The organism is Agrobacterium tumefaciens, assembly GCF_013337285.1.
Lineage (GTDB): Bacteria > Pseudomonadota > Alphaproteobacteria > Rhizobiales > Rhizobiaceae > Agrobacterium > Agrobacterium burrii.
The window spans coordinates 585,730-598,015 of record NZ_SUPW01000003.1; the positions used below are offsets into that span (position 1 = coordinate 585,730).

The following is a 12,286-nucleotide window of genomic DNA, read 5'->3' on the forward strand; positions in this document are numbered from 1 at the left end:
AGCATATGATGACCTATCCCTGGCCTGACGAGGGCACACCACTCAATGCGATTTCGACGCCGATGCCGGTGATCGATGAGGATCGGCTTGCGGCCAATATTCTCAAGGCGCAATCCTATCTCGATGGGCACGGCAAGGCCTTCCGGCCACATATCAAGACGCACAAGATACCGGCCATCGCCAGACAGCAGCTTCAGGCCGGCGCCATCGGCATCAATTGCCAGAAGGTCAGCGAAGCGGAGGTTTTTGCAGATGCCGGCTTCGACGACATCCTGATTACCTTTAATATTCTCGGCGCGGCGAAATTGTCACGACTAAAGGCACTGAATGCGCGTATCGGCCGGTTGAGTGTCGTTGCCGACAGCGCAGCGACGATTGCTGGCCTTGCCGGCACGTTTGATACGGAAAAGCCGCTTGCCGTGCTTGTCGAATGCGATACCGGCGGAAAGCGCTGCGGCGTCCAGACGCCGGAAGCCGTCCTGGTGCTTGCGGAAAAGATCGATGCGGCGCCGGGCCTCGTCTTCAAAGGCATTTTGACCTATCCGGCACCGGGTGGCGCTGAAAAGGTCGAGAGCTTTATTCGCGAGACAATGGCGCTGCTTGCGGGAAAAGGCATCGAATGCCCTGTCCGGTCCAGCGGTGGTTCACCGGATTTTTACGCCGCGCACCTTGTGCCTTCGGCAACCGAACACCGGGCGGGGACCTATGTCTATAATGACCGCGCCATGCTGCGCGCCGGTCATTGTGCGGCTGGCGATCTGGCAATGCATGTTCTTGCCACTGTGGTATCGCGGCCCACGCCCGATAGGGCCGTGCTCGATTGCGGCTCCAAGGCTTTGACCTCCGATCTTCTTGGTTTCAGCGATTACGGGCTGATCGAAGGTTATGAAGGTGCCAAAATCATCTCGCTCTCGGAAGAGCATGCAGTTGTCGATCTATCCGGCTGCACTTCCGGCAGGCCGGAAATCGGTGATGTGGTCAAGGTCGTGCCAAATCATACCTGCGTTGTCAGCAACCTTTTCGACAGGATGGTGTTTCATCGAAACGGCCTTGTGACCCGGGTTGAAGACGTGGCCGCACGTGGTACCGTGTGGTAAGATTACCCGGCTAATTAATTAATGAGATAGACGCTGCCGGAAGGCAGTCGGGGCAACGAGAAATCAGGAAAATGCGCATATTCACGGCGTCGCTCGCCACCGAAACCAACACGTTTTCGCCCGTCCCGACGGATATGGATGCTTTCCGCGCGGCTTTTTATGCCGGGCCGGGCGAACATCCGGAAACGCCGACGCTCTGCTCCTCGCCGGTGCCTATCCTACGCCGTCGCGGCAAGGCGGAAGGGTTTACGGTGATCGAGGGAACGTCCTGCTGGGCGGAACCAGCAGGCCTCATCCAGCGCCAGACCTATGAAACGCTGCGCGATACTATCCTCGCGGAGCTCCAGGAAGCGCTACCGATTGATGCGGTCGTTCTCGGTCTGCATGGCGCAATGGTGGCGCAGGGTTATGATGATCCGGAAGGGGATTTTCTGTCGCGCGTGCGAGCATTGGTTGGGCCGGGCGTGTTGATCGCGGCGGAATTCGATCCTCATAGCCATCTGACGGCACTGAGAGTTAAAAATCTCGATTTCATGGCGACGTTCCTGGAGTTTCCCCACACCGACTTCGAGGAACGTGGCGAGCATGTCGTTGAACTGGCGCTGCGTACCCTGCGCGGTGAGATCAAACCAGTCATTTCCACGTTTGATTGCCGTATGATCACCATTTATCCGACCAGTCGCGAGCCGATGCGATCTTATGTGGATCGTTTAAAGGCGATGGAAGGCAAAGACGGCATCCTGTCGATTTCGGTCATCCACGGTTTCATGGCGGGCGATGTGCCGGATATGGGCACGCGGATTGTCGTCGTCACCGATGGCGACAGGGATAAAGGCGATGCGCTGGCCGAAAAACTCGGCCATGAACTTTATGCCATGCGCAAACAGACCGCCATGCCGATGCTGGATACGGAATCTGGACTCGACCGGGTTCGTGCCATTCGCAGCGACAACCCCGACAAGCCGGTAGTCGTGTCGGACATATGGGACAATCCGGGTGGCGGCGTTGCAGGTGATGCGACCCATATACTGCGGCGCATGGTGGAACGCGGCATGGATAATATCAGTGTCGCAACGATCTGGGATCCGATTGCAGTATCTTTCTGTCATGCAGCGGGCGAGGGGGCAGAGATCGATCTGCGCATCGGCGGCAAATCCAGCCCCGAGGGCGGCGAGCCGCTCGACTTCCGTATAAAAGTGATGCGCACCGTCGAGGCCGGCTGGCAGAGTTTCCGCAACAGCCGCGTCACGCTCGGCCGCGCCGCCGTTGTCCGACCGGTTGGGACAGAGATCGATATCATCCTCATCACCAGCCGCACCCAAACTTATGAGCCGGATATCTTTTCCAATCTCGGCATCGATTTTGCCAGAAAAGACGTGTTGCTGGTGAAGTCCACCAATCACTTTCATGCCGGTTTCGCACCGGTAGCCTCCGAGATCGTTTATATCGCGGCACCGACCTCCTATCCAACCGATCCGGCCAAAACCGCCTATCGCAAAGCGAGCCTCGGGCTATGGCCAAGGGTGGCTGATCCGCTGGGCTTGGATTGAGGCTGAGATCGCTTCAGATCAGCTGGAGTGAGATCAGAAAGAACGCGCCTTTGGCGGCCTCGATGGTGAAAGGCGAGCCGTCTTCGATTATTATGCTGTCCAGCCTATTCAGATGGACAATGTCGCTATTGTTGGCAACCTGCAGGGGATCGAGCGCGAGAACGAGGCTCGTGCCCGTCAACGCTTCCACCGAACGGCTGCCGGACAACCTCTGCACGTTGTGCTTCAGGGATGAGCGACGGGTCATGATGTTCAGATCGACGATCGCACCATCCATCAATGTCGCGTCCACCGGAACATCCGCCGGAAAGGGCAGGGGCGTGCTTCCAGTCGTCAGCGGCACCGGATCATGCCCGGCAATAGCGAGCGCCATGCCGTTTCCTTCGATGATGGCGAGCGTACGATCGATGCCGGAAAAGATCGAAAACGGTCCGTCCTGGGCAACGGTCGCCATGCTGATACGCCAATCGAATTCATCCACGGAAGCTCCCGGCGGATGGACGGCGATTTCGACCGTTAAACCGCCACCGTTCTTCCATGGCATGGATTTATAATCGGCAGCGCGCAATATTTTCATCGTGATTTTCCAGAATGAGCTCGTTAAGGGGGCCGGGCGATCGTGGTTTATGATCCGCGATCATGCTGAATACGTTGTTCGAGCATTTTTTGAGCGGCCTTGAGATCGGATGAGTGGCCGGCGACTTTCTCGATGGCAGCAATGGCGAGATCGTTTGCGACATAATCGGATTTATGTCCGAGATTGTGCACGACGATCAAAGTGGAGCCGCTGATATCTCTGGCGAGCTGGCGGGAATGCACCTCTGGCGAGACGGTGCTGTCGGTATCACCGGTTATGATGACGGTTGGCACCTTGATGCGCGGATAGCCTCGCGAAGCTCCACGCGCCCACTCACTGAGAGCGGCGACTTCCTGAGCATTATGCCGAAAGGTCCTTGGCCGCAGGGCCGCCAACGCATGCGTGGCCTCCACATAGCCGGCAGGGCGGGGATTGGGAGCGAAAACGCCGCGTATTGCTTGATCAATCGCCAGAAGGCCAGCGGGCGGCGCAACGAAGGTGCTGAATAGCGGGCCGCTGAAAGGTGCGCTTGCTGCCGTGTAATACCATGCGATTCCACCGTTCCAGGAATAGACGGCGGGAGACAGGAAAACGAGCCCGGTTACCATATCGGGGTGACGGACAGCGAATGCCGCTGCGATGGCGCCGCCGAATGAATGCCCGACGACAATGGCTTTTGGAATGCCCCGCTTTTTCATAAGCTGTGCGATGGCGTCAGCCTGACCGTCCGGGAGAATATTGTCTTTGCCGCCAATATCCGAGTTGCCGTGCCCCGGCCGATCGACAAACAGCAATCTCGCCCGACCGCGAAGCTTTTCGAGAAACGAGAACATCGGATCGTAAAGGCTGGCGCTTGCCCCGTGGATGAACACGATCGGCGGAAGTTCGGGCTTTCTTTCGGGTTCGATCAGCACGCTGTTCAGCTTGTAACCACCCACATCGATCCGCACGGGAGCGGCGCGCTCTTTTTCGGAGGCCATGACGAGTGTGGCGGAAGCCGGGAGAAACGCCCCGAGAAGAAGTGTAAAAGCAAGCGGCAGAAACTTGTGCGCCATTCTTTGATCTACCATGTCATTTGCGGCCGGCTCTTTGATCGGCGCAGCGCTCTCACGAGCATAAGGCGGACCAGTTGAAAAGAGCAATGAACAAAGCCGCAAACCTGCCGGAAGTTCCAATAGCCGCCAGTACAAATGTCGGCCCGGCGTTTCGACTTTGCACAAGTCACATTGAACGGTTGCAAGCTTTAGACCATGGCGCAACCCGCAAACTGCGCCATGGTCGTCTTTTTGATCAGTTGCCGAGAATGCCAGGCAGGCGCAGGCCCTGCTCTTTGGCGCAGTCCACGGCAATCTCATAACCGGCATCGGCATGGCGCATGACGCCAGTTGCCGGGTCGTTCCAGAGCACGCGCTCGAGCCGCCTTGCCGCATCGTCGGAACCATCAGCGCAAATGACCATGCCGGAATGCTGGGAGAAGCCCATGCCGACGCCGCCACCGTGGTGCAGGGAAACCCAGGTCGCGCCGGAGGCGGTGTTGAGCAATGCGTTGAGTAACGGCCAGTCGGATACGGCATCCGAACCGTCTTTCATGGCTTCCGTCTCGCGGTTGGGCGAGGCGACGGAACCGCTGTCGAGATGGTCGCGGCCGATGACAACAGGCGCCTTCAACTCACCGTTCTTCACCATTTCATTGAAAGCAAGGCCAAGACGATGGCGATCACCAAGCCCGACCCAGCAAATGCGCGCCGGCAGACCCTGAAACGCGATGCGTTCGCGTGCCATGTCCAGCCAGTTATGCAGGTGCTTGTTATCAGGCAGCAGTTCCTTCACCTTTGCGTCGGTCTTGTAGATGTCTTCCGGGTCGCCCGAAAGTGCGGCCCAGCGGAACGGACCGATACCGCGGCAAAACAGCGGGCGGATATAGGCAGGCACGAAGCCGGGGAAGGCGAAAGCATCTTCCAGGCCTTCGTCCTTGGCGACCTGGCGGATATTATTGCCGTAATCCAGCGTCGGAACACCGGCGTTCCAGAAATCGACCATGGCCTGCACATGCACCTTCATCGAGGCGCGGGCGGCAGCGGAAACCGCCTTCGGGTCGCTCTCCTGTTTGGCGCGCCATTCGGCGACGGTCCAGCCGGACGGCAGATAACCATGGATCGGATCATGCGCCGAGGTCTGGTCGGTGACCATATCGGGGCGGACGCCACGGCGAAACAGTTCGGGGAAGATATCCGCTGCGTTGCCGATCAGGCCGACGGATTTCGCCTCGCCTGCCTTTGTCCATTGGTCGATGAGTCCCAGCGCCTCATCCAGCGTGTGCGCCTTTGCATCGACATAACGGGTGCGCAGCCGGAAATCGACGCGGGTTTCATCGCATTCGACCGCGAGGCAGCAAGCGCCTGCCATAACGGCGGCCAGCGGCTGCGCGCCGCCCATACCGCCGAGACCGCCGGTCAATATCCATTTGCCCTTGAGGTTGCCGCCGTAATGCTGGCGACCGGCTTCGACGAAGGTTTCGTAAGTACCCTGCACGATGCCCTGGGTGCCGATATAAATCCACGAGCCGGCCGTCATCTGGCCGTACATGGCCAGACCCTTTTTATCCAGCTCGTTGAAATGGTCCCAGGTGGCCCAATGCGGCACCAGATTGGAGTTGGCAATCAAAACGCGCGGCGCATCCTTGTGGGTGCGGAACACGCCAACCGGCTTGCCGGACTGCACGATAAGGGTTTCATCCTCGTTCAGATCCTTCAGCGTCGCAACGATGCGGTCGAAATCCTCCCAGGTGCGGGCGGCGCGGCCGATGCCGCCATAAACCACCAGATCATGCGGGCGCTCGGCGACATCAGGATCGAGATTGTTCATCAGCATGCGCAACGGCGCTTCCGTCATCCAGCTTTTGGCATTGAGTTCGGTGCCCTGCGGTGCGCGGACATCGCGAATATTGTGGCGTGGATTGTCCATAGGTTTTCCCCTTACCGTTTCGTATCGAGCGCAAATTCTTCCATGCGCGTGAGAATGTTTTTGAGATGGATGCGAAGTTTTTGGGCTTTATGTCCGTCGTAAGCGAAAGGCGATGCCTCACTTTGAAGGTGAGTGGATTGCGCCAGCTCCATCTGGATGGCGTGCACGCCGGCTTCCGGTTTTCCGTAATGACGCGTCGTCCAGCCGCCTTTGAAACGGCCGTTCAGGATGCTGTCGTAACCCTCTGCTGCTGCGGTCACGTCCACGGCAATCCGTTCGATAACCGGATCGCAGGTCTTGCCCATATCCGTGCCGATGTTGAAATCCGGCAGCTTCCCCTCGAACAGGAAGGGGATATGCGAACGGATCGAATGGCAATCATAGAGAATGGCGATGCCGTGAATGGCCTTCACCCGCTCGATTTCCGCCGCAAGGGCTGCATGATAGGGCGCGTGGAAGGTTTCCAGCCGGTAGGCGATATCAGCGGCAGCGGGCTCCTGCCCCTCGTTCCAGATCGGCTTGCCGTCGAAATCGGTTTCCGGAACGAGTCCCGTCGTGTTCTGGCCCGGATAGAGGCTTAACCCCGCGGGATCGCGGTTGGCGTCGATGACGTAGCGGTGGAAGGTGGCGCGAACCGTGGTCACGTTCTCCAGAAGCCCGGCATAGAGGTCGTGGATATGCCAGTCGGTATCGGCAAGAATCTTGCCGCTATCGTTGAGGCGATCCCAAATCGCCGCCGGCACATCCGTACCGGTATGAGGCAGGCCGAGAATGATTGGTGAGGTGCCTTGGTGGAGAGAGAAAGGCGTGTTCATCGATCAGCCCTCTGCGCAGAGGGGGGTAACCCCAGTACGCCAACCTTTAATCGCAGGATGGAGGGGGGTGCTACCACCATCATCTCAAAGCTCCAGCTTCGGCAGAATGCCATCCGAAATCACGGAGACCAGAGCGCCGGTAGCAATCAGCTCCGCCGCCGCCTTCAGATCCGGCGCCATATAACGATCCTCCTCCAGCGAAGGGATTGACGCACGAAGCACGGCAATAGCCTTTTGAAGCTCCGGGCTGGTTTTCAGCGGTCCGCGCAGTTCCACGCCCTGAACGGCGGAAAGCGCCTCTATGCCGAGGATGGCGAAGAGATTTTCTGTCATCGGCAGCAGGCGTCGCGCACCATGGCAGGCCATGGACACGTGGTCTTCCTGATTGGCTGAAGTTGGCGTGGAATCCACCGAGGCCGGATGCGCCATCTGCTTGTTCTCGCTCATCAGGGCGGCGGACGTCACTTCGGCGATCATCAGGCCGGAATTCAGACCCGGTTTTTTAGATAGAAAAGCGGGCAGGCCGTAGGAAAGTGCGGGATCGACCAGCAACGCCACGCGGCGCTGGGCGATCGCGCCGATTTCGCAGATGGCGAGCGCCGTCTGGTCGGCGGCGAAAGCCACCGGTTCTGCGTGGAAATTACCGCCGGATACGACGGAATTATCTGATAGCACCAATGGATTGTCGGTCACCGCATTGGCTTCGATTTCAAGCGTGCGGGCCACCTGCCGCAGAAGATCGAGGCAGGCGCCGTCGACCTGCGGCTGGCAACGAATACAATAGGGGTCCTGCACCCGCTCGTCGCCCTCTATATGGCTGACGCGGATTTCCGAGCCTTCCAGCAGATTGCGCAACGCCGCACCGGCATCGATCTGGCCCTTGTGGCCGCGGAGTGTGTGGATATCGGGGTGAAAGGGAGCCGACGAACCCATGGCGGCATCGGTAGAGAGCGCGCCGGTGATCAATGCGGCCTGCGCGGCGCGATGGGCGCGGAAAAGACCGGCCAGCGCAAGCGCCGTCGAGGTCTGCGTGCCGTTGATCAGCGCCAGCCCTTCCTTGGCGGCGAGAACGACCGGGGTCAGGCCGGCCTTCGCAAGCGCTTCACCGGCGGGCAAAAGCGCGCCGTGATAAAAAGCCTCGCCTTCACCCATCATCACGGCGGCCATATGGGCAAGCGGCGCGAGATCGCCGGAGGCACCAACCGAGCCCTTTTCAGGAATAACGGGAATGACGCCCTTTTCCAGCATCTCTTCGATCAGCCGTACCAATTCCAGCCGCACGCCGGATGCACCACGGCCGAGCGAAATCAGCTTCAGCGCCATGATCAGCCGCACGACATTTTCCGGCAGCGCCTGACCGACGCCGCAGCAATGCGACAGAATGAGGTTACGCTGCAGCGTCGTTACATCGGCAGCGTCGATCTTGATGGAAGCAAGTTTGCCGAAGCCGGTATTGATGCCATAGACCGGGGCATTGCCTGCTGCGATCTCGGCGATACGGGCCGCCGCCTTTTCAATGCCGGCGTCGAAAGAACGGTCGAGCTTTGCTGAGCCGTTGTTCCAGTAAATAGCGGCAAGATCGGCAAGGGCTACATTGCCGGGGTGAAGCGTGATGGTCTTCATCATGGTCATGCGGAAACCTTCTGTCCCTTGAAAATGCGAGCGTTGAGCGGGTTGAAGCCAATGCGGTAGACAAGTTCGGCCGGGCGCTCGATATCCCAAATTGTGAAGTCGGCGGATTTCCCGGCTTCGAGCGTGCCGGTTTCCGCAAGCAACCCGAGCGCCTTGGCGGCGTTGCGCGTCGTTGCCGTCAGGCACTCTTCCACGGTCATGCGGAAAAGCGTCGCGCCCATATTCATGGTCAAAAGCAGCGAGGTGAGCGGTGAGGTGCCGGGATTGCAATCGGTCGCCAGCGCGATTGTCGCGCCCGCCTCGCGCAGGGCCTGAACCGGTGGAGCGTGTTTTTCCCGCAGCGCATAAAAAGCGCCGGGCAAGAGCACGGCCACGGTTCCCGCTTTTGCCAGAGCGTTAGCGCCCGCCTCATCCAGATATTCCAGATGGTCAGCGGAAAGCGCGCCATAGGATGCCGCGAGCTTTGCCCCACCAAGATCGGAAAGCTGTTCGGCATGCAGTTTGACGGGAAGGCCGAGCTGTCGCGCTTTTTTGAAAACGCGGGTGATTTCCTCGACGGAGAAGGCGATGCCTTCGCAAAAGCCATCTACCGCATCCACCAGCCCTTCGGCATGGGCTTTTTCCAGCCCCGGCAGAACGACATCCGTAATGTAATCGGCATTGCGGCCCTTATACTCAGCGGGCGTTGCATGGGCTGCCAGATAGCTGGTGACGATCCGAACCGGCCGCAGCGTTTCAAGCCTGCGGGCAACACGCAGCATTTTCAGTTCGGTATCTATATCGAGACCGTAACCGGATTTGATTTCGATGGTGGAAATGCCCTCGGCCAGAAGCGTGTCGAGGCGGGGCAGCGCCTGGGCAACCAGAGTGTCTTCGGAGACTGCGCGCGTATCGCGCACCGAAGAAACGATGCCGCCGCCCGCCCTGGCGATCTCTTCATAGGTCGCGCCATTCAGGCGCATCTCGAACTCCATGGCCCGATTGCCACCGAAGACGAGATGAGTATGGCAGTCGATCAGGGAAGGGGTGATCCAACGACCACCGCAATCGGTAATCTCATCGGCTGCTGCCAGATCGGCAGGCAGATCATTTTCCGGACCGGCAAAGGCGATGCGGCCGCCCCGCACGGCAATGGCGGCGTTTTCGACAGCACCGATGCCTTCCATGGACGGGTCGAAGGTCGCCAGACGGGCATTGCGCCACAATGTCGTTGCGTCTCCCGCTGCCGTTCCCTTTACGGATTTGTTCCCTGGCATTTGCTTTTCGCCTTTCCTTTATGGCTTAAATGTATATACATAATAATCAGCTTGGCAAGCCGCAATTTCGCGTTTGAAATGGCCTTGCCTGACGTCGTAACAAGAGGAGAGGGTGGCATGACGGCAATTCACGCGGGCGCAGCACTTCTGGTAGATGGATGGGCACGGGACGTTCGCATCATCTGCGATGACGGTGCTGTTTCATCGCTCGAAACCGGCGTTTCCCCTCAGCCGCAGGATGAGCGCCACGCCGTCATCGTTCCGGCCGTGCCCAATCTCCATAGCCACGCCTTTCAGCGGGCCATGGCCGGGCTTGCCGAAATTCGCGGGCCGGCCGATGACAGTTTCTGGAGCTGGCGAACCGTCATGTATAAATTCGCGCTCTCCATGACGCCTGACCATGTCGAGGCGGTTGCCGCCCAGCTTTACATGGAAATGCTCGAGGCCGGTTTCGGGCGGGTCGGGGAATTTCATTATCTGCACAATGACAGGGATGGTTCGCATTACGGCAATATCGCCGAAATGGCTGAACGCATCGGCGCGGCCGCCGCACAGACTGGTATTGGCCTGACATTGCTGCCGGTCTTTTACGCGCATTCCGGTTTTGGCGGCCAGCCGCCGATCGACGGGCAGAAGCGTTTCATCCATTCGCTCGACAGTTACGAAAGGCTGATGCAGGGCGCACGGGCGGTGGTCAAATCCCTGCCGGGAGCCGTGCTCGGCATAGCACCGCACAGTCTACGCGCCGTGACCGGCGAAGAATTGGCGGCCATCGAGCCGCTGGCAAAGGGTGGGCCGATCCACATTCATGTGGCGGAACAGACAAAGGAAGTTGAAGATTCGCTTGCTTTTTCAGGCGCGCGGCCTGTGGAGTGGCTTCTGGAAAATGCGCCGGTCGATGATCGCTGGTGCCTTATCCATGCCACGCATATGACGCAGGCCGAAACGCGACGCATGGCCAAAAGCGGCGCCGTTGCCGGCCTTTGCCCGATCACTGAGGCCAATCTCGGCGACGGCATCTTCCCCGCTCCGGATTTTATCGCGGAAGGTGGGCATTATGGCGTCGGCTCCGATTCCAACATTCTCATCTCCCTGCCGGAGGAATTGCGGACGCTCGAATATTCGCAGCGCCTGTCGCGGCGCGCGCGCAATGTCATCGCCGATGCCGGAGGCTCCACCGGCGAAAAACTGTTTCGGCAAGCGCTGGAAGGTGGCGGCAGGGCGCTGGCGTCACAAAATGCGATAGAAAAGGGAAAAAGCGCTGATCTTGTCGCACTGGATATCTCGGCCGTTTCCTATCTTCCCGCACGCCAAATTCTCGACCAATGGATGTTCGCAGGCGGCGTCCGCGTCGATTCCGTGTGGGTGCGCGGTGAAAAACAGGTGCAGGCGGGCCAGCATATCCGCCGCCGTGCAATATCGGACCGCTTCAACAAGGTCATGGCTGAACTTCTCGATAGCTGATATGGGCTTCACTGAAACGAGATCGAGCCGGTGCGGAAAGGCATTGCGGACGTGACGAAAGCATCGGCCGGGCAAACCCTGCATCAGCTTATCCTCGGCGAGATCGAGGGCCGGATCGTTTCGGGGGAATGGCCGCCGGGTTACCGGTTGCCTTTCGAGGTCGACCTCGCCACCCATTATGATTGCTCGCGTATGACCGTCAACAAGGTCATGGGCCAGCTTGCCAAGGCGGGTTTGATCGAACGCCGCAAGAAATCCGGCAGTTTCGTTCGCCAGCCGCAGATCCAGTCCGCCATTCTCGAAATTCACGATATCAGGGCCGAAGTCGAATCCCTTGGTCTGGATTACGGTTTCAAAATCTTGAAATGCGCGCAGCGTGCGGCAAAGAGCGAAGATCGCGCAAGTCTCGATATTTCCGTCGGCGCACGCTTGCTCGATATCATCTGCATCCATTTTGCTGGCATACGGGAATTCTGCGTCGAGCAGCGTCTCATCAATCTGGCCGCCGTGTCGGAAGCCGCGGACGCCGACTTTACCGAGATCGCGCCCGGCCCCTGGCTGCTTGGCCATGTTCCGTGGAGCAACGCCGAACACCGCATCAGTGCCGAAATAGCGTCGAAGGAGATCGCACGTCTGCTGGGTATCTCTGACAGGCAGGCCTGCCTTGTCGTGGAGCGGCGAACCTGGAGCAACTCCGGCGCCGTCACCTATGTGCGCTTCTCCTATCCCGGTAACGCGCATGCCTTGGTCGCCCGTTTCAGCCCTTCCTCCGACTGAGATCAGCAAAGGCGAGATCCGTTTATAAGCGAAAGAGCGCGGCTGCATCGGGCGCTAGATGGGAAAAGCACGGAAATCCATCAGTTTCAGCGATTATTTGCAAACTATCTTTTAAATTCAATAGTTTGCCTGATTTTCTTATTTTTTGTGATTT

The 12,286-nt window shown here is 59.0% G+C and carries 10 protein-coding genes; 4 read left to right on the forward strand and 6 right to left on the reverse strand.

The genetic code is table 11. The annotated features are described in order from the left end of the window. The first annotated feature begins 8 nt into the window (after positions 1-8). Together FCH38_RS12820 and FCH38_RS12825 are read left to right on the forward strand one after the other, a co-directional pair. Positions 9-1,097, forward strand: a complete 1,089-nt coding sequence (locus FCH38_RS12820) for a D-TA family PLP-dependent enzyme (protein ID WP_174374004.1) — start codon at positions 9-11, stop codon at positions 1,095-1,097. Positions 1,098-1,168: 71 nt separating this feature from the next. Continuing rightward, positions 1,169-2,647, forward strand: a complete 1,479-nt coding sequence (locus FCH38_RS12825) for a M81 family metallopeptidase (protein WP_174374005.1) — start codon at positions 1,169-1,171, stop codon at positions 2,645-2,647. Positions 2,648-2,660: 13 nt separating this feature from the next. On the opposite strand, the gene FCH38_RS12830 is transcribed toward FCH38_RS12825, so the two are convergent. The 6 genes from FCH38_RS12830 to hutI form a co-directional block, all read right to left on the reverse strand. Further along, positions 2,661-3,224, reverse strand: a complete 564-nt coding sequence (locus FCH38_RS12830; protein ID WP_174374006.1) for a HutD/Ves family protein — start codon at positions 3,222-3,224, stop codon at positions 2,661-2,663. A 47-nt stretch (positions 3,225-3,271) separates the two neighbouring features. After that, positions 3,272-4,279 carry an alpha/beta fold hydrolase gene (locus tag FCH38_RS12835; protein WP_174374024.1) on the reverse strand — a complete coding sequence of 336 codons (1,008 nt, stop codon included), beginning with the start codon at positions 4,277-4,279 and terminating at the stop codon, positions 3,272-3,274. Between the two features lie 235 nt (positions 4,280-4,514). Next, entirely contained in the window at positions 4,515-6,188 is a 1,674-nt protein-coding gene (gene hutU, locus FCH38_RS12840) for a urocanate hydratase (RefSeq protein WP_149899697.1), read from the reverse strand. A gap of 11 nt (positions 6,189-6,199) precedes the next feature. After that, the gene (gene hutG, locus FCH38_RS12845) at positions 6,200-7,003 is read right to left on the reverse strand and encodes an N-formylglutamate deformylase (protein WP_174374007.1); all 804 of its coding nucleotides are present in this window, start codon (positions 7,001-7,003) and stop codon (positions 6,200-6,202) included. 84 nt (positions 7,004-7,087) lie between these two features. Further along, entirely contained in the window at positions 7,088-8,629 is a 1,542-nt protein-coding gene (hutH, locus tag FCH38_RS12850; RefSeq protein WP_423753168.1) for a histidine ammonia-lyase, read from the reverse strand. A gap of 2 nt (positions 8,630-8,631) precedes the next feature. Further along, positions 8,632-9,891 (reverse strand): imidazolonepropionase, encoded by a 1,260-nt coding sequence (gene hutI, locus FCH38_RS12855; RefSeq protein ID WP_153514246.1) that lies wholly within the window; start codon positions 9,889-9,891, stop codon positions 8,632-8,634. Positions 9,892-10,008: 117 nt separating this feature from the next. Between hutI and FCH38_RS12860 the strand changes: the two genes are divergently transcribed. Beyond that, positions 10,009-11,355 carry a formimidoylglutamate deiminase gene (locus FCH38_RS12860; RefSeq protein WP_153514245.1) on the forward strand — a complete coding sequence of 449 codons (1,347 nt, stop codon included), beginning with the start codon at positions 10,009-10,011 and terminating at the stop codon, positions 11,353-11,355. Positions 11,356-11,406: 51 nt separating this feature from the next. Beyond that, positions 11,407-12,132, forward strand: a complete 726-nt coding sequence (gene hutC / locus FCH38_RS12865; RefSeq protein ID WP_336510798.1) for a histidine utilization repressor — start codon at positions 11,407-11,409, stop codon at positions 12,130-12,132. The last annotated feature ends 154 nt before the right edge of the window (positions 12,133-12,286 follow it).

Coding starts and splice junctions, on each gene's coding strand:
- FCH38_RS12820 (WP_174374004.1), top strand. CDS start 9: ATGACCTATCCCTGGCCTGACGAGGGCACACCACTCAATGCGATTTCG.
- FCH38_RS12825 (WP_174374005.1), top strand. CDS start 1,169: ATGCGCATATTCACGGCGTCGCTCGCCACCGAAACCAACACGTTTTCG.
- FCH38_RS12830 (WP_174374006.1), bottom strand. CDS start 3,224: ATGAAAATATTGCGCGCTGCCGATTATAAATCCATGCCATGGAAGAAC.
- FCH38_RS12835 (WP_174374024.1), bottom strand. CDS start 4,279: ATGGCGCACAAGTTTCTGCCGCTTGCTTTTACACTTCTTCTCGGGGCG.
- hutU (WP_149899697.1), bottom strand. CDS start 6,188: ATGGACAATCCACGCCACAATATTCGCGATGTCCGCGCACCGCAGGGC.
- hutG (WP_174374007.1), bottom strand. CDS start 7,003: ATGAACACGCCTTTCTCTCTCCACCAAGGCACCTCACCAATCATTCTC.
- hutH (WP_423753168.1), bottom strand. CDS start 8,629: ATGATGAAGACCATCACGCTTCACCCCGGCAATGTAGCCCTTGCCGAT.
- hutI (WP_153514246.1), bottom strand. CDS start 9,891: ATGCCAGGGAACAAATCCGTAAAGGGAACGGCAGCGGGAGACGCAACG.
- FCH38_RS12860 (WP_153514245.1), top strand. CDS start 10,009: ATGACGGCAATTCACGCGGGCGCAGCACTTCTGGTAGATGGATGGGCA.